The 17,008-nt window shown below is 50.3% G+C and carries 14 protein-coding genes; 9 read left to right on the forward strand and 5 right to left on the reverse strand.

Features of this window, described 5'->3' with window-relative positions; all coding sequences use genetic code 11:
• Positions 1-18: 18 nt before the first annotated feature.
• Positions 19-1,020, reverse strand: coding sequence for a CobW family GTP-binding protein (locus tag KP22_RS02685; protein ID WP_039300899.1), 1,002 nt, complete (start codon positions 1,018-1,020; stop codon positions 19-21).
• 87 nt (positions 1,021-1,107) lie between these two features.
• Positions 1,108-1,680, reverse strand: a complete 573-nt coding sequence (yeiP, locus tag KP22_RS02690; RefSeq protein WP_039300896.1) for an elongation factor P-like protein YeiP — start codon at positions 1,678-1,680, stop codon at positions 1,108-1,110.
• A gap of 297 nt (positions 1,681-1,977) precedes the next feature.
• On the opposite strand from yeiP, the gene KP22_RS02695 reads away from it, so the two are divergent.
• Complete coding sequence (locus KP22_RS02695) at positions 1,978-2,232, forward strand: hypothetical protein (protein WP_039300893.1); 255 nt, start codon at positions 1,978-1,980, stop codon at positions 2,230-2,232.
• Positions 2,233-2,242: 10 nt separating this feature from the next.
• Here KP22_RS02695 and setB read toward each other — a convergent pair whose 3' ends face one another.
• Entirely contained in the window at positions 2,243-3,421 is a 1,179-nt protein-coding gene (gene setB, locus KP22_RS02700; RefSeq protein WP_039301136.1) for a sugar efflux transporter SetB, read from the reverse strand.
• A gap of 67 nt (positions 3,422-3,488) precedes the next feature.
• Between setB and KP22_RS02705 the strand changes: the two genes are divergently transcribed.
• The 4 genes from KP22_RS02705 to fruA all read left to right on the forward strand — a co-directional run bounded on the left by KP22_RS02705 (position 3,489) and on the right by fruA (position 7,538).
• Positions 3,489-3,695: a hypothetical protein gene (locus KP22_RS02705; protein WP_039300889.1), complete on the forward strand. Its 207-nt coding sequence runs from the start codon at positions 3,489-3,491 to the stop codon at positions 3,693-3,695.
• Positions 3,696-3,759: 64 nt separating this feature from the next.
• Positions 3,760-4,893, forward strand: coding sequence for a fused PTS fructose transporter subunit IIA/HPr protein (gene fruB / locus KP22_RS02710; protein WP_039300886.1), 1,134 nt, complete (start codon positions 3,760-3,762; stop codon positions 4,891-4,893).
• Positions 4,890-5,828, forward strand: coding sequence for a 1-phosphofructokinase (fruK, locus tag KP22_RS02715; protein ID WP_014699594.1), 939 nt, complete (start codon positions 4,890-4,892; stop codon positions 5,826-5,828). Before fruB ends, fruK begins: the two co-directional genes overlap by 4 nt.
• An 18-nt stretch (positions 5,829-5,846) precedes the next feature.
• A complete protein-coding gene (gene fruA, locus KP22_RS02720; protein ID WP_039300882.1) occupies positions 5,847-7,538 on the forward strand; it encodes a PTS fructose transporter subunit IIBC in 1,692 nt (563 codons plus the stop codon).
• A gap of 375 nt (positions 7,539-7,913) precedes the next feature.
• Here fruA and nfo read toward each other — a convergent pair whose 3' ends face one another.
• Together nfo and KP22_RS02730 are read right to left on the reverse strand one after the other, a co-directional pair.
• A complete protein-coding gene (gene nfo, locus KP22_RS02725) occupies positions 7,914-8,759 on the reverse strand; it encodes a deoxyribonuclease IV (RefSeq protein WP_039300879.1) in 846 nt (281 codons plus the stop codon).
• 353 nt (positions 8,760-9,112) lie between these two features.
• On the reverse strand, positions 9,113-10,186 hold the full coding sequence (locus KP22_RS02730) for a YeiH family protein (RefSeq protein WP_039322238.1): 1,074 nt from the start codon (positions 10,184-10,186) through the stop codon (positions 9,113-9,115).
• Positions 10,187-10,303: 117 nt separating this feature from the next.
• Between KP22_RS02730 and yieE the strand changes: the two genes are divergently transcribed.
• The 4 genes from yieE (at position 10,304) to KP22_RS02750 (ending at position 16,706) form a co-directional block, all read left to right on the forward strand.
• Positions 10,304-11,176, forward strand: a complete 873-nt coding sequence (yieE, locus tag KP22_RS02735; protein ID WP_039300873.1) for a DNA-binding transcriptional regulator YeiE — start codon at positions 10,304-10,306, stop codon at positions 11,174-11,176.
• A gap of 135 nt (positions 11,177-11,311) precedes the next feature.
• The gene (locus KP22_RS02740; RefSeq protein WP_039322239.1) at positions 11,312-12,787 is read left to right on the forward strand and encodes an amino acid permease; all 1,476 of its coding nucleotides are present in this window, start codon (positions 11,312-11,314) and stop codon (positions 12,785-12,787) included.
• 341 nt (positions 12,788-13,128) lie between these two features.
• Positions 13,129-15,246, forward strand: a complete 2,118-nt coding sequence (locus KP22_RS02745) for a TonB-dependent receptor (protein WP_039300866.1) — start codon at positions 13,129-13,131, stop codon at positions 15,244-15,246.
• Positions 15,247-15,716: 470 nt separating this feature from the next.
• Positions 15,717-16,706, forward strand: a complete 990-nt coding sequence (locus KP22_RS02750) for a 2-hydroxyacid dehydrogenase (protein ID WP_081923365.1) — start codon at positions 15,717-15,719, stop codon at positions 16,704-16,706.
• The last annotated feature ends 302 nt before the right edge of the window (positions 16,707-17,008 follow it).

Genomic DNA, 17,008 nt, shown 5'->3' on the forward strand with positions numbered 1-17,008 from the left:
AAGACGAAGAACGTTAGCTTAATCTGCGTGAGTTAAACGTGCCTTTAACAAGGCGGTTTGTAACGTATTCCATTCCGCCGGTGTTTCATTAATGACTTCGATACGGCTATCAATCGGTGTCGTTGAGCGCGTTTCTATATTAAGGTCGTACCCTTGGCGGTTGACGACGAGCGTCCCTTCTTTTATACGCATCACTCCTTTAACCCGACTCACAGGGGAAAGGCGGACCCAGTCCAGCAGAGCGGCGGTGTCAAAAGCGGTTTCAGGCTCAAATATCCAGCCGCAGGCATGGTAGCCTTGTCCTTGATTAAGAGAACGTCGCCAGGATTCTCCACCCGGTAGCTTCAGTGCGGCTAAACCATTTGTTGGTTTATGTGAATGGTGCTGCGCGCCATCGGGAAGTTCGCGCACACGGTTTTGCGATAAAGGGTCGCGGAGGGGGGCGAGATGCTGCCAGTCAATATTTCCCTGGCTGGCTTCGATAATTTGCCGACCATCGCCGCTTGTCTGTTGCCACTGCTGTAAGGCTGTAAGATCGTCAGTGGTATAGGTATCGCGCTTGTTGGCGATAATAATGTCAGCGGCGGCAAGCTGATCGCGGAAATTTTCATTTCCCGTGTAACGTGGGTCGCTTAACTGACGTGCATCCAGCAGACACAGCGTGGCATGCAAAGTCAGCCAGGGTTCGTAGATATCGCTCGTCAGCAATGAGAGAATTTGTTTCGGGTGGCCGAGCCCAGTGGGTTCGATGAGTAACCGATGGGGTTTTTTCTGTTGCAGCAGCATATTTAAGCCAATCTGCATCGGCAAGCCGTTCACGCAGCACATGCAGCCGCCGGGAATTTCTTTCAAAACGGCACCAGTGTCCGCCAGTAAGGCACCGTCAATGCCCACTTCACCAAACTCATTAACCAGTACCGCCCAGACTTCGTTTTCAGGTTTTTGCGACAGAAGATGGCGAATAGTGGTGGTTTTTCCACTACCCAGAAACCCCGTAATCAAATTGACTTTCGTTAGCATGGCAGGCTCCTATGTGAATGGAAGGCTGAGATGTGCCGGATATGTCATCCGGCAATATGTATCGTGCTGATGGTGTGAGGTACGTTGTTAGTCTGCGCGGCCCATGTAGCGACGTTCTGGGATATGGATACGAATTTTTTCACCTGCGCTCAGGTACTCAGGAACTGGGATGACCAGACCAGTACTCATGGTTGCTGGCTTGTTGCGTGAACTGGCGGATGCACCTTTAATACCCGGCGCTGTCTCAATAATTTCCAGGTCTACCGTCTGCGGCAGTTCCAGCGCGATGATTTGACCATCCCAGCTTAATACCTGAATCCCAGGCATGCCACCCTCAGGGATAAACAGCAGCTCTTCTTCTATTTGATCTTTTTTGAAGAGGTACGGGGTGTAATCCTCATCATCCATAAAGACGTATTCGTCGCCGTCAATATAAGAGAAGGTGACCGTACGGCGCGTCAGCGTGATGGTATCGATAATATCGTCGCCTTTAAAACGCTCTTCCACTTTCAAACCCGTGCGGACATCAGAAAAACGCATTTTATACAATGTACTGGCACCTCGGGCACTTGGACTCTGGACGTCGATATCCTTTACCAGCAACAATTTGTCGTTATAGTTAACGACCATTCCGCGTTTAATCTCGTTCGCTCTTGCCATAAAAATTACCTGCTATAAGGAGTGTGATTTTTGTGGCGACACGTTACTCGCGCCGGTGAATTCAGGCAAGCATATACTCGCCATACTTCAAATTTCATGTGCATTAGTCGCGCTAATCGGCTTATCCCTGAGCGTCACCCTAAGGGCTAACGCTTGGCGCTGTTCAAAACGAATATATTTTGTTCTGAAACTCGAATTACGTAGAGTATAAGATGGATGCGCTGATATTGGTTTTTTGCTACGGGGCTGTTATGGTGGCGATCTCTATCTGTTGTCAGCCCACCGGAGAGTTTGCTGATGGACTGCCGCCCCCACTGCGGTGCTTGCTGCATCGCCGCATCGATTTCAACGCCTATGCCGGGCCTGCCGCACGGCAAGCCAGCAAACACGCCCTGTATTCATCTTGATGAGGCGATGCGCTGTGGGTTATTCCATTCCCCTCTGCGGCCTGCGGTTTGTGCGGGGCTCAAGCCGCGCGCGGATATGTGTTTCAGCCATCGCGATGAGGCGATGATTTACCTGCTCAAACTGGAAGCCGACACCACGCCTTAAATGGCGGCGGTCAGACGTCTTTGATGCGCCACATACAATAGATAGAACCGACGATCATCAGCAGTGCGAAAAAGAAAACGGCGTGGTAGTCCCAGATTTCAGCAACAATCCCGGCCAGCGAACCGGAGATGATCCAGCCAACGCGTGTGGTATTCGTAAACAGCGTCGTTGCAGCCCCTGCTTGTCCGGGCATTAAGTCCTGAAAATAAAGCATACCGATTCCGGCCAGAATCCCGATGAAAATGGCATTCAGCACCTGTAGCGCCAGCAGCGCGGTTTCTCCGTTGAACAACAACAACCCACCAAAGAACAGCAGGCCGGATGCAACAGCAAGCCGCATCAGGAAGCGCTTACCGAAGCGTGTGGCAACATAACCCGCGATCAACATCACCGGAATTTCCAACCCGGCAGCAACACCCATCATGATACCCGCCAACTTTTCTGGCAGGTGTAACTCATGCACCAGATATAGCGGCATATTAATGAGGTAAATCCCGTTGCAGGTCCACATCAAGGTACATGCTATAAACAGCAAGAGCGTGTCCCGACGGTTGCGACGCGGTGATTCCAGCGTGGAGGTGGTTTTCTCTACGACTTTAGGCATTGAAGGCAGAAAGAATTTGACCAGAATGCCACACAAGATAAAGACGACGGCGGCCGTCAAATACATCGTCGTGAAGCCGAATCCTAGTGCTAGCGCAAAGGCGATAGGTGGACCGACAACCCAGGCGAGAGAAATTTGCGCACGCAGGATTGAGCTGAACATTGCCGCTTCACGACCCGTTTTGTCTGCGTGCTCACGTGCCAACGCAAAAAGTTGCGGGTTTGCGGTTGAGCCAAAGCTGCTCAGCAAGACGCCGATAAAAAGCAGAATAAAGTAGTTACGGTTCCACGCAAACAGCATACAGGCCAGTGCGCCCAGCAGGCAGCAGACGAAGATCAGCGATTTGCGATCGCCCTGACGATCCGAGCGAGTGGCCAGCATTTGACTGACGATGATGCCGATAACCGCGCTGCCGGTATAAAACATGCCGACCAGAAAAGGGCGAGCCTGCACTTCACTGGAAAGAAAAAGGCTGAGCGTAGGGAGTTGTAGGGCACCGGCCGTTCCAGTCAGAAAGGCAATAACCAAAAATGCTGACGATGTCAGGTCAGGCGGACGTCGCGTTGTGTTTGCAGGAGTGAACATAAATAAATTGATAGCGCTTGGAAAATAGGCAGAGGCTGTCGAGCGCGACATAGTACTCGGGTTTATAATGAAACAGAAATCTTGTTTCATTATTTTTCGTCAGCACGGCTTCAGCCAGGGGATGGTTTTTGTTGGTGGGCTGCGCGTCATCCACGTTAAAATGTGCGTGATGTCAAAATTCTGGCACGTCAGCAGTGCAGAAAGCTTGCATAAATGGCGTAATAGAATGAGACTTTTGAAACGTTTCAGCGGAATTTTTTTTGAAACGCCCTAACAATCGACACATTTTTTTCTCATAAAAGCTGAAACGATTCAACTTTCAGCAAGAGAGGAGAGCCATGTTCCAGTTGTCACAGCAAGATATTCATTTGGGTGCAGCGGCCAGTAATAAGCAGGAAGCTATCCAGCTTGTTGCTTCAGCACTGACCGAGGCCGGGTGCGTTAACGCAGGGTATGTCGACGGCATGCTACAGCGAGAACAGCAAACATCTACCTATTTGGGAAGCGGCATTGCTATCCCTCACGGCACAACCGATACCCGCGATCTGGTATTGAAGACCGGGGTTCAAGTATTTCAGTTTCCTCAGGGTATCGCCTGGGGTGAAGATCAAACCGCCTATGTGGTGTTGGGGATCGCAGCGCGTTCTGATGAGCACCTTGCATTGCTGCGTCAGTTGACTCATGTCCTGAGCGACGATCGCGTAGCGGCACGTCTGGCGAGTACAACCTCAGCAGAAGAGCTCCGCAGCCTGCTAATGGGCGAACAGCAACTGGCAGAATTCCGTTTTGACACCTCGCTGATTGCGCTGGACGTGGCGACCGATAATCTATTGACGCTTCAGGCGCTAAACGCCGGTCGTCTTCAGCAGGTTGGTGCAGCAGACGCCAGTTTTGTCAGCACCACCATCAGCAATAAACCGCTGAATCTGGGACAAGGTGTGTGGTTCAGCGATAGCGCTATTGGTAACCTCAGCAGCGCGGCTGCGGTAGCGCGCCCGGCAACGCCTTTTAGCGTTGAGGGTGAAAACGTAGCTTTGCTGGTAACGGTTGCGGCGGCTGACGATCAGGCTTTTGCGCCTATCGATTACCTGAGCAACCTGCTGATTGCGCAAAAAGCAGAACGTTTGCTGACGGCTGATGCTCCGACGCTGCTGGCACTCTTGACCAGCGACGTACCGGAAGAGAGCGAAGTGCTGACAGCAGAATTTACCATTCGCAACGAACACGGCCTGCATGCCCGTCCGGGTACCATGCTGGTGAACGTGATCAAGCAGTTCACGAGTGAGATTACGGTGACCAATCTGGACGGTACCGGCAAGCCGGCAAATGGTCGTAGCCTGATGAAAGTCGTCGCGCTGGGCGTGAAAAAAGGTCACAAACTGCGTTTCACTGCCAGCGGTAGCGATGCGGAACAAGCACTGGCCGCTATTGGCGAAGCGATTACGTCCGGTTTGGGCGAGGGGGCAGCATGAGCAGGAGAGTAGCCACAATCACCCTGAATCCAGCTTACGATCTGGTTGGCTATTGCCCGGAAGTTGAGAAAGGCGAAGTCAATCTGGTTCAGACAGCGGGTCTGCACGCCGCAGGTAAAGGTATTAACGTTGCCAAGGTGCTGAAAGATCTCGGGATTGATGTCACGGTAGGTGGCTTTCTGGGGAAAGACAATCAGGATGGTTTTCAGCAACTGTTCAGTGAACTGGGCATTGCCAACCGTTTTCAGGTTGTGCCAGGACGTACGCGTATTAATGTCAAATTAACCGAAAAAGATGGCGACGTAACCGACTTCAACTTTTCCGGTTTTGAAGTGACACAGCAAGACTGGCAGCGTTTCGTCAATGACTCGCTGAGCTGGCTGGGCCAGTTCGACATGGTCGCGGTAAGCGGTAGTTTACCGGCTGGCGTCGATCCTGATGCGTTTACCGACTGGATGTCTCGTCTGCGCACCCAGTGCCCTTGCATTATCTTCGACAGCAGCCGTGAAGCGCTGGTGGCGGGGCTGAAGGCCTCTCCCTGGTTGGTGAAACCAAACCGGCGGGAGCTGGAAATATGGGCTGGGCGTAAATTACCTACGCTGGCTGATGTGGTGGATGCCGCTCACGCGCTGCGTGAACAGGGTATTGCGCATGTTGTTATCTCACTGGGCGCGGAAGGCGCTCTGTGGGTGAATGCATCCGGCGCGTGGCGGGCATTGCCACCTGCCTGTGATGTGGTTAGTACGGTAGGGGCGGGCGACTCCATGGTTGGGGGGTTGATTTATGGCTTATTAATGCGTGAGTCCAGTGAACACACTCTGCGTTTGGCTACAGCGGTTTCGGCTCTGGCCGTCAGCCAAAGTAATGTAGGTATTACCGATCGTCCTCAGTTGGCCGCAATGATGGCGCGTGTCGACCTGAAACCTTTTAACTGATACAGCAGGAGACAAACAATGAAAACGCTGCTGATTTTGGATAAATCACTGGGCCTGGCGAGAAGCCAACTGGTGAAGAACCTACTCGGCGCTGCCGCTGCGAAAGCAGGGGTGACGTTTACAGAACAAGCTAACGACGCTGAACTGGCGATCGTTCTGGGTGCATCCGCAGCGTCGGACAGCGCACTGAATGGCAAGCAGGTTTATGTCGGTGATATCGAGCAGGCTGTTTCACAGCCGGAGGCTTTTTTAGCAAAAGCGCAGGCTGAAGCAACGGTATATCAGGCTGTCGCGTCAGCTTCCGTTCAGCAACCTGCTGCTGCCAAGCGTATTGTCGCGATAACGGCGTGTCCGACTGGTGTCGCACACACGTTCATGGCAGCAGAAGCGATTGAAAGCGAAGCAAAAAAACGCGGCTGGTGGGTTAAAGTGGAAACGCGCGGCTCTGTTGGCGCCGGTAATGTGATTACTCCAGAAGAAGTTGAGCAGGCCGATCTGGTGATCGTTGCCGCAGATATTGAAGTCGATCTGGCTAAATTTGCCGGTAAGAAGATGTATCGCACGTCGACTGGGTTGGCATTGAAAAAGACGGCACAGGAGTTAGATAAGGCGCAGGCTGAAGCTAAAGTGTATCAGCCATCCGGGCAAGCCAGTGCGTCAAGCGCGAGCGAGTCTGGTCAGAAGGGCGGAGCAGGCCCGTACCGCCACCTGTTGACCGGCGTGTCTTACATGCTGCCGATGGTCGTGGCAGGCGGTTTATGTATCGCACTGTCGTTTGTCTTTGGTATTGAGGCCTTTAAACAGGAAGGTACGCTGGCAGCGGCGCTGATGAAGATCGGCGGTGGTTCTGCCTTTGCGCTGATGGTACCTGTGTTGGCAGGTTATATCGCTTTCTCCATTGCGGATCGTCCTGGTTTAACGCCGGGTTTGGTCGGCGGGATGTTGGCGGTAAGTACGGGAGCGGGCTTCCTCGGCGGGATTATTGCCGGTTTCCTGGCGGGTTATATTGCCAGAGCGATCAACAATAAACTGATTCTGCCGCAAAGTTTGACTGCGCTAAAACCGATCTTGATCATTCCGCTGGTCGCTACGTTGATCACCGGTCTTATCATGATTTATGTCGTCGGTACGCCGGTGGCGAAAATCCTGACTGGTCTGACAGGCTGGCTGCAATCCATGGGCACGGCGAATGCGGTGATCCTGGGTGCGATTCTGGGCGCGATGATGTGTACGGATATGGGTGGCCCGGTTAACAAAGTGGCGTATGTCTTTGGTACTACTTTGCTCAGTAGCCAGATTTACGCACCGATGGCCGCTGTTATGGCTGCGGGTATGGTACCACCGCTGGCGATGGGGCTGGCAACCGTACTGGCAAGCAAGAAATTTAACCCGACCGAGCGTGAAGGGGGCAAAGCGGCGTTTGTTCTGGGTCTATGCTTTATCTCCGAAGGTGCGATTCCTTATGCTGCGCGTGATCCAATGCGCGTTCTGCCTTGCTGCATCGTCGGTGGTGCACTGACCGGTGCACTGTCAATGGCAGTGGGTGCTAAGTTAATGGCACCACACGGTGGCCTGTTCGTTCTGCTGATTCCAGGCGCCATTACCCCAGCTATCGGCTATCTGTTAGCGATTATTGCGGGAACAGTAGTAGCTGGCGTGCTGTACGCACTGCTGAAACGCTCTGATGAACAACTGGCGAAAGTTGCGTAAGTTTGATCATCATCGTGAATAAAAAGTAATGCCATAACACAAGGATGTGGATGAGATAGCGCCAGTTGGTATTCACCATCTGGCGCTTTTTTTATGGGCTCTACCCCAGATGCAAGAAAAGCGATCCGAGGAACGGAAACGAGGGATGGGATAGAAGAGTAAAGCGTTTGCGCCATGGGAAAAAGCGTCAGGAACGCTTTTGAACGTCGCTTGCGACGGCTCTGCAAGGGAGAATCTCAGGGATGAGATTCATATCTGCGCAATCCGAGCGTACAAGGCTGTATTCACAGCGTCTTTACGATCTACCCATTACCCCCGTCCAGCACACTCGACTAGCAACGTTAAAAACACACCTGCGCTTGGGATAAAAACTAATTAGCATTGGGCTTCAGATTTGAGCCAGGCGATTTCGTCGGCCCAGATGTCGGGATTGATCGTTTCCAGAATCATCGGAATACCGTCAAAGCGGGCATCTTTCATGATATAGCTGAAAGCGGTTTTGCCGATGTTGCCTTCTCCGAGACTGTGGTGTCGGTCAACGCGGCTGCCGAACCCGCTTTTCGCATCATTCAAATGCATTCCGCGTAGATAGCGGAATCCAACAATGCGATCGAACTCAGCAAAGGTCGTTTCACAATCCGCTTCTGTTCGTAGATCGTAACCGCCAGCGAAGGCGTGGCAGGTATCGATACAGACGCCGACACGGCTTTTATCTTTCACTCCATCGATGATGGCCGCCAGATGTTCAAAACGGAAGCCCAGATTACTGCCTTGTCCGGCGGTATTTTCAATTACGGCAGTGACACCGTCCGTTTCCGCCAGCGCGATGTTGATGGACTCGGCAATACGCGCCAGACACTCCGCTTCCTCGATCTGTTTCAGATGGCTACCAGGGTGAAAGTTCAACAAACTCAGCCCAAGCTGCTGGCAGCGGGACATTTCATCAATAAACGCGATACGTGATTTCTCCAGCGCTTCGCTGTCTGGGTGACCCAGATTAATCAGATAACTGTCGTGGGGCAGAATCTGTGCCGACGTATAGGCGTACTTTTCACACGCGGTTTTAAAACGGTCAATGACCTCCGCGCTGAGTGCAGCAGCCTGCCATTGGCGCTGATTCTTGGTAAATAAAGCGAAAGCGGTCGCTTTTATCTCATGTGCCCGGATCACGGCCTGATCGACACCGCCTGCTGCGCTAACGTGCGCACCGATGAATTTCATGTTGGTCTCCTCTGATAACGGGGACATTATGGCATCGTCGTGTATACCCGTCATACTTCAAGTTGCATGTGCGTTGGCTGTGCGACTCAGCACACTGGCCGTGTGCCTCGCTCCGTTGGGGCCGCTGCAAGCAGCGTTCAAATCTACCTTCGGCAGATTTGTCACTCACCCGAATCACTTACTCAAGTAAGCTCATCGGGATGAAATGAGAGACATCCTGTCTCTCACCGAAGGCCAGCCGTTGGCTGGTCAAATTCGTTCCCGACGAATTTGTCCTTCTCTTGCCGCCGGCCTGCAACCCGAATTATTTAGGGTATGGGTTAACCAGATGTTAACAGGTAAATAATTTATCGTTAGCTGAATAAGTGTTCGAAGAACAGATTGATTCCCGCGCCACCGATCACCAGCCAGAGAAATAGAATAAGTGCCAGTAGCAGCGGTTTTGCTCCTGCCTGACGGATGGCACTGAATCGGGTAGTCAGGCCGAGTGCCACCATCGCCATCGTCAGTAGTACATTATCAAGTTGAACTAACTGGATGACGAGTGTCGGAGAAAGTAGCGAGAAAGAATTGAAGGCGGCGACGGCGATAAACCCTAGCGCAAACCACGGGAACATCAGTGGAACAGCGTTTTCCGCATCACTTTTTTGCGTGGTTTTTTTCAGAAAAAATCCGAGCATGAGAAGGAAAGGTGCCAGCATCATCACGCGCAGCATTTTGCTGATGACGGCGATGTTTTCCGTCGTGCCGTCAACGGCATGCCCGGCGGCAACGGCCTGAGCGACTTCATGTATCGTTGAGCCAAAATACAAGCCGACGATCTGCGGTGTAGCCTCAATCCACTGATGTTCGAGATTGAGCTGATAGAGCCACGGATACAAAAACATGGCTGTCGTACCGAATATCACCACGGTGGAAACCGCGACAGCAATGGTATTGCCAGAGGCTTTGACAACAGGTGCTGTTGCCATTATCGCCGCCGCACCGCAGATGCTGCTGCCAGCACCGATGAGAATCACCGTCTCATTGTCGAGCTTCAGCCAGCGCTTGCCAATCCAACAGGCAAGCAGAAATGTCAGCGTGACGACGGTAAGATCGACGGCGATACCCGTAAAGCCGACCGCAGCAACCTGCTGAAAGCTGAGCCGAAAACCATAAAGTATAATGCCCCAGCGGAGTAAATACTGCTTGGCCCACTGTACGCCGGGATCGCACAGAGAATGAATTCGCGGATAAACGCTATTTCCCAGCACGATCCCAATCAGGATCGCTAATGTCAGTGAGCCGGGCCCCCAGTGGGCGATTTTCGGAATATTTGCCAGCCAGAGAAGTGAAAAAGTTATTAAACTTATTAGCAGCAGACCGGGTAATCGCGCTTTTGCTCCATCGGGTGGTGTTATCGTTTGTAATGTCGCATGAAGGGCCATGGGTTGGTGCCTATTCTGACTATACCGAATTGAGAAGCCAGCTTATAATTCACGAGATTAAAAGAGAAATTGATTATATATTTATAACCTATAAGTATTTCAGATAAAGAGCGCACTATGCACATCACGTTACGTCAACTGGAAGTCTTTGCCGAAGTCCTGAAAAGTGGTTCAACGACACAGGCCTCCGTTGTGCTTTCACTTTCTCAATCGGCAGTCAGCGCCGCTCTGGCGGATTTAGAAGGGCAGTTGGGGGTTCAGCTTTTCGATCGCGTGGGTAAACGTCTGGTTGTTAATGAGCATGGCCGCCTGCTGTACCCCAAGGCGCTGGCATTGCTTGAACAGTCGATAGAGATTGAGCAGCTCTTCCGGCGTGATAATGGCGCACTGCGTATTTATGCCAGCAGTACCATCGGCAACTATCTATTGCCTGCAATGATTGCCCGCTATCGCCATGACTACCCTGAAATTCCGTTGGAACTGCATGTCGGTAATACAAAAGATGTGATCACCCGCGTGTCCGAATTCAGTGTCGATTTGGGTTTGATCGAAGGGCCTTGCCATCATCCTGATCTGATTACACAGCCCTGGCTGGAAGATGAGCTGGTAGTATTTTGTTCTCCCGAACATCCGCTCAGCCGGGGGACGGTATCATTAGCGGCGCTGGCGGATGCGCAGTGGATCCTGCGTGAACGTGGTTCAGGCACGCGTGAAGTGCTGGATCATCTGCTGTTAACGCACCTGTCGCATTTTCATTTGGTGATGGAGTTAGGGAATTCGGAAGCGATTAAACATGCGGTTCGCCACGGGATTGGTATCAGTTGCCTGTCGCGGCATGTTATTGCTGAGCAACTGGCGTCAGGTTCACTGGTGGAATTGAAAGTGCTATTGCCTAAACTCACGCGGACGCTGTATCTGGTACATCACCGACAGAAACACCTTTCAAATGTGTTGCAACGTTTCCTGAGTTATTGCTGTGAAACGCCATAGCGAATATATTTTCTGCTGCTAATGATCGGGCGTGAGTTATTAACCTCTCTTATAACTCGACGATCTTAACTATCCAGCACAACGCTATTTGTTACAATCCTGCCTCGATTTTTAGCACGAGCACGCAGGATAACAATGGCTCAGCACGATATTCAACAAACTACACAGGGCGCACCGACCCTGCGCCGTGAACTGAAAGCGCGGCATTTAACGATGATCGCCATTGGCGGATCGATAGGAACCGGGTTATTTGTCGCTTCTGGTGCGACGGTTTCACAAGCGGGTCCCGGTGGCGCACTCCTGTCTTATGCCCTGATTGGGTTGATGGTTTACTTCCTGATGACCAGCCTGGGCGAACTGGCTGCGTTCATGCCGGTTTCCGGTTCATTTTCTACCTACGGTTCCCGCTATGTTGAAGAAGGTTTCGGCTTCGCGTTAGGCTGGAACTATTGGTACAACTGGGCGGTGACCATCGCGGTCGATCTGGTAGCTGCGCAGCTGGTGATGGGATATTGGTTCCCTGAGGTTTCCGGCTGGATCTGGAGCGCCCTGTTTCTGGCGCTGATGTTCCTGCTTAACTACATTTCCGTGAAAGGATTTGGCGAAGCCGAATACTGGTTCTCACTGATTAAAGTGACGACAGTTATTATTTTCATTGCTGTTGGCGTGATGATGATTACGGGCATCATGAGCGGTGCGGAAAATGCCGGGTTCCACAACTGGCAGATCGGTGATGCGCCGTTCGCTGGGGGCTTTTCCGCGATGATTGGGGTCGCGATGATCGTCGGTTTCTCTTTTCAGGGAACCGAGCTGATCGGTGTGGCTGCTGGGGAGTCTCAGGATCCGGGTAAAAATATACCTCGCGCGATTCGTCAGGTTTTCTGGCGCATCCTGCTGTTTTACATCTTAGCGATTCTGATTATCAGTTTAATCATTCCGTATACCGACCCGAACCTGCTGCGTAATGATGTGAAAGACATTACGGTGAGCCCGTTTACGCTGGTGTTTGAGAATGCGGGCCTGCTGTCTGCCGCTGCGGTTATGAATGCGGTTATTCTGACGGCAGTACTGTCGGCAGGTAACTCCGGCATGTATGCCTCTACACGTATGCTGTTTACGCTGGCATCGGAAGGTAAAGCGCCGCGTATTTTCGCTAAGCTGTCAAAAGGCGGCGTGCCGCGTAATGCGCTGTATGCAACAACCGTGGTGGCGGCACTGTGCTTCCTGTCTTCTCTGTATGGTAACCAAACGGTTTATCTGTGGCTGCTGAATACCTCCGGTATGACGGGCTTTATTGCCTGGCTAGGGATCGCGATCAGCCATTACCGTTTCCGTCGTGGCTATGTCATGCAAGGTCATGATCTGAGCCGCTTGCCTTATTTATCGAGTTTCTTCCCGCTTGGTCCGATCTTTGCGTTTGTGCTCTGTCTGACTATCACGTTGGGGCAGAATTATCAGGCATTTTTGGAAGATAAAATCGACTGGTATGGCGTCACGGCAACGTACATTGGCATTCCGCTGTTCCTGCTGATTTGGTTGGGCTACAAGCTGTATCGTGGAACTGGCTTCATTAAGTATCAGGACATGACGTTCCCAGATTATAAAGACTAAATCGTAAGAATACGGTTATTGGGCGATTCCCTGCGGGGGTCGCCTTTTTATTGATTTTTTTCCTTTCTGATATCGCTGCTCTCACTTTCTGTCATCTATAGATATTGATTTAAATCAAATTTATTCACCTTGATTATTAAGGGGTATTTTTTGTTAATTTGATTTAATGATAGATGGGTTAGCTTAATATATTGTTTATTATGTGTTTTATATTTAAAATCACACCAATCTTATTGAGTATGTAAATGATTTTAATTTTCATTTACAATTAACCCCCGATCGTTACAATGTGTCAAACAAAAAAACTCAATGTAAATCATTCATTTTGAGGGCATAGACACATGGCAATAAATATAAAAAAATCGGTGGCATTAGCGCTTGCTACAACGGTATCTACCCCTGTTATCGCCGCACAGGACGATACACTGGTTGTAACAGCTTCTGGCTATGAACAAAAAATAACCGAAGCGGCAGCGAGTATTTCGGTTGTCAGTCAGGATGAGCTGACTAAGCGTAAGTATAACGATCTTGGTGAAGCGCTCAGCGACGTGGAAGGCGTGGATGTACGTAGTTCAACAGGTAAAACGGGCGGTCTGGACATCAGCATTCGCGGCATGCCAAGCGACTATACGCTGATTCTGGTTGATGGTATTCGCCAGAACGGTTCATCAGATGTTACGCCGAATGGGTTTGGTACGATGAATACCAGCTTCATTCCCCCGCTGGCGGCGATAGAACGCATTGAAGTTATCCGCGGGCCGATGTCAACGCTGTATGGTTCCGATGCGATGGGCGGCGTGGTGAATATTATCACTAAAAAAGTGTCGAAAGAGTGGGTTGGAAATATCACTCTGGATCATACCTTCCAGGAAGACACAGACTATGGCGACGCTTCCAAATTCTCGATTTATTCCAGCGGTGCGCTGATTGAAGATAAGCTGGGGCTTGCCCTGCGCGGCAACATTTTACGCCGCGATGCATCAGAGGTGAGTTCATCCTCGACCGGACAAGAACTGAGTATGCGTGGCCCGAACCCGGTTAAGTCAGACAATTACCTTTTGGGGGGTAAGTTATCATGGCTGCTGGATAGTCGTAATACCCTGTGGCTGGATGGTGAAGTCTCCAACCAGAAATATGATAACAAGGAAGAACAGCTTGGTGCGTTGGGAGCGGGTACTGCGGCTCGGGGCGGCGGTTATGAAGATACACTGCGCTATGAGCGTCGAAAAATTACGCTAGGCAGCGATAATCAGCTCGATTTCGGTACATGGAATTCAAGCTTTTCCTTCAACCAGACTGAAAATAAAGGACGTTTGATTCCTCGCTCTACGGTACCTGCTGGTTCAGCAATGTCAGGGCAAAAGCGCGAGCTAAAAAACACCAACTACATTCTTGATACGAAATTGGTGAGCCCGCTGGGAGAGAGTCATTTAGTGACGTTAGGTGGACAATATTGGAATGCCGTCATGAAAGACGGGATCGTTCTGGCGAATACGGGTGAAAAATTCGAACAGAATTCGTGGTCGCTCTTTGTTGAAGATGAATGGCGCATTGTTGATTCGCTAGCGTTAACCACAGGCGCTCGTTATGAGCATCATGAAGCGTTTGGTGGTCATGTGAGCCCGCGTGCTTATCTCGTGTGGAATGCGTTGGATGAATTAACGATTAAAGGTGGGGTGAGCACAGGCTACAAGGCGCCATCGTTGGCTCGGTTACATAACGGCATAAGTGGCGTAACGGGGCAGGGTACGATCAATACGATTGGTAACCCTGACCTAAAACCGGAAGAAAGCGTAAATACGGAACTGGGGGCGTACTATGAGCATTTTAGTGGTTTCTCTACTAACGCTACGCTTTTCCATAACCGCTTCCGTAATAAGATCGATAGTTACGAAATAGATACGGTAACGTCTAGCTACCGTAATATTGGTAAAGCGAACACACAAGGTCTGGAGCTGGGATCGGCTATCCCTCTGTGGTCAGATAGCTGGACGCTGAACGTGAATTACACCTTTACCGACAGCGAACAAAAAGGCGGAGAAAATCCCGGTGCTCGCTTGACCAATACCCCGAAACACATGGCCAATGCGCGTTTAAACTGGAATGTGAACGAGCAGTTGAGCACCTGGCTTAAAGCGGAATATCGGGGTAAAACGGCTCGTTTCACCGAGAATTACGATCAACTTAGCCCGGCAAACAAGGTCGTTCATGACAATCTTGGAGCGGATTTCAAATCATTCACCGTCGTGAACCTCGGCGGATCGTATAAGATCTCCAAAGATGTAACATTGAACGGATCGGTTAATAACCTGCTGGACAAAGATTTCACTAAAACTTATGTTTTCCCGGTCGGAACGGGTACGACAACGGCCGGTGATTACTTTACGTCAAGTCAGGTAACTACGGGTTCCGTCTTGCCTGGTCGTAATTACTGGGTATCAGTAAACATCAACTTCTGATGAAACCGCTCCCCGGAATGAGTCAGGCTCGTTCCGGGGGGTAATGACTCTCACTCCGCTTCTTTCCCCTCCAAAGACATTGCACCACTTCTGCATTTTTTCTCGCACATTTATTCTTGCTGATTAACGACCGAGCTTTGCTATCACTCTTATTATTGCCACCCTTTGCCAACATAATGAGAACAATGAGTGAATATCATCAACACTTATTTTCTGTGATATTTCTGAATATCGACGATAGCAATGTCGATGAATGAAATTCATTATATTAGGTATTGTTAATTGCTTTAATGCTGACTACGCTTCACGTTAGGGAGTGATGGATTTTCAATGAAGCAGGAAGTGTAACGTTATTAATACGTTCGTTGTCTTGTATCATACGGAGAATTTAATTCATTATTTTTGTATGGGAATACCTGCCGTGATTACCGACTGTGGAACCTTTGGTATCTACAATCGGAAATCAGTGTATGAATAGCAACCAGGGCGCGATGATGTTAAAAATTACCTTTTTGGATAAAGGCTCACTGCCTGAAACCATTTTCCTGAAAAAGACGAGTTTTAGGCGTCCACAATGCCGCCATGAATGGATTGAATATAACCATACCTCACCCGATCAAGTCATCGCCCGAGCAAAAGACACCCACGTTATCATCACAAATAAAACCCTATTAACGCGAGATACTTTGGCCGCGCTGCCTAGGTTGAAGCTGATTGCGGTGACGGCAACAGGGACTGACAATATCGATCTTGCGGCAGCGAAAGAGCTGGGGATCATGGTCAAAAACGTGCCGGGCTATTCGACACAAGCCGTGTCAGAACACGTTATTGCCATGATGTTCGCGTTGAAGCACAGCCTTATGGCATGGTATCGCGATCAACTAAGCGATCGCTGGGCCAGCCAGTCGCAATTTTCTTACTTCGATCATCCGGTCAAGGACATTGCGGGGTCTACGCTGGGTATCATCGGTGCCGGGACGATTGGACGAGAAGTCGCGCGTTTGGCTCAGGCGCTGGGAATGAAGGTGATTTTTGCCGAGCACAGAGGGGTATCACAGTGTCGTGCTGGGTATCTGCCATTTGAGGAAGTTTTGCGGCTGGCAGATGTGATTTCACTCAACTGCCCGCTAAATACGAGTACGCAGCATCTGATTAATTCAGAGACGCTCGCGTTGTGTAAGCCAACCGCGTTTATTATTAACACCGCCAGAGGTGGGCTGATTGATGAGAACGCGCTGGCATCGGCATTGCACCAGCGTGGAATTGCTGGTGTAGCGCTAGACTGCCTGAAACAGGAGCCTCCAGAAAAAGACAATCCGTTGATGGCCGCGGCGAAAACCCTGCCTAATCTTCTGATTACTCCGCACATTGCCTGGACATCGGCCTCATCGCTGCAATTGTTGATGGAAAAGACGATTGAGAATATTGATGAGTTCGCACAGCAGAATGGACACAAATAAGATAGAGTTTGATTTCGCCGGGTGTGAGGGAATATTGCCCGGCAGCGAAAATATGATATTCGTCAATTTTAATTCATTATCAAAATTGAACGTTCAAGCCGGTTGAATCTTTCGTAATCTATTGTCTGCTTAACTTTTTATATCCCGTGAAGATGAAAATAGCGACACATTAGTATTAAGTAATTACGTATTTTTTGTGATTATTCTTATGTTTATTTTGTTTTTATAGAAAGTATTCACCCACAAATAATAACGCAAGTAAATAGTGCTGTATGGTGGTGACTTTTTCCTGCGGTTAACGC

This window comes from Pectobacterium betavasculorum (assembly GCF_000749845.1).
GTDB classification, from domain to species: Bacteria; Pseudomonadota; Gammaproteobacteria; order Enterobacterales; family Enterobacteriaceae; genus Pectobacterium; species Pectobacterium betavasculorum.

Coding starts and splice junctions, on each gene's coding strand:
- KP22_RS02685 (WP_039300899.1), bottom strand. CDS start 1,020: ATGCTAACGAAAGTCAATTTGATTACGGGGTTTCTGGGTAGTGGAAAA.
- yeiP (WP_039300896.1), bottom strand. CDS start 1,680: ATGGCAAGAGCGAACGAGATTAAACGCGGAATGGTCGTTAACTATAAC.
- KP22_RS02695 (WP_039300893.1), top strand. CDS start 1,978: ATGGACTGCCGCCCCCACTGCGGTGCTTGCTGCATCGCCGCATCGATT.
- setB (WP_039301136.1), bottom strand. CDS start 3,421: ATGTTCACTCCTGCAAACACAACGCGACGTCCGCCTGACCTGACATCG.
- KP22_RS02705 (WP_039300889.1), top strand. CDS start 3,489: ATGAAACAGAAATCTTGTTTCATTATTTTTCGTCAGCACGGCTTCAGC.
- fruB (WP_039300886.1), top strand. CDS start 3,760: ATGTTCCAGTTGTCACAGCAAGATATTCATTTGGGTGCAGCGGCCAGT.
- fruK (WP_014699594.1), top strand. CDS start 4,890: ATGAGCAGGAGAGTAGCCACAATCACCCTGAATCCAGCTTACGATCTG.
- fruA (WP_039300882.1), top strand. CDS start 5,847: ATGAAAACGCTGCTGATTTTGGATAAATCACTGGGCCTGGCGAGAAGC.
- nfo (WP_039300879.1), bottom strand. CDS start 8,759: ATGAAATTCATCGGTGCGCACGTTAGCGCAGCAGGCGGTGTCGATCAG.
- KP22_RS02730 (WP_039322238.1), bottom strand. CDS start 10,186: ATGGCCCTTCATGCGACATTACAAACGATAACACCACCCGATGGAGCA.
- yieE (WP_039300873.1), top strand. CDS start 10,304: ATGCACATCACGTTACGTCAACTGGAAGTCTTTGCCGAAGTCCTGAAA.
- KP22_RS02740 (WP_039322239.1), top strand. CDS start 11,312: ATGGCTCAGCACGATATTCAACAAACTACACAGGGCGCACCGACCCTG.
- KP22_RS02745 (WP_039300866.1), top strand. CDS start 13,129: ATGGCAATAAATATAAAAAAATCGGTGGCATTAGCGCTTGCTACAACG.
- KP22_RS02750 (WP_081923365.1), top strand. CDS start 15,717: ATGAATAGCAACCAGGGCGCGATGATGTTAAAAATTACCTTTTTGGAT.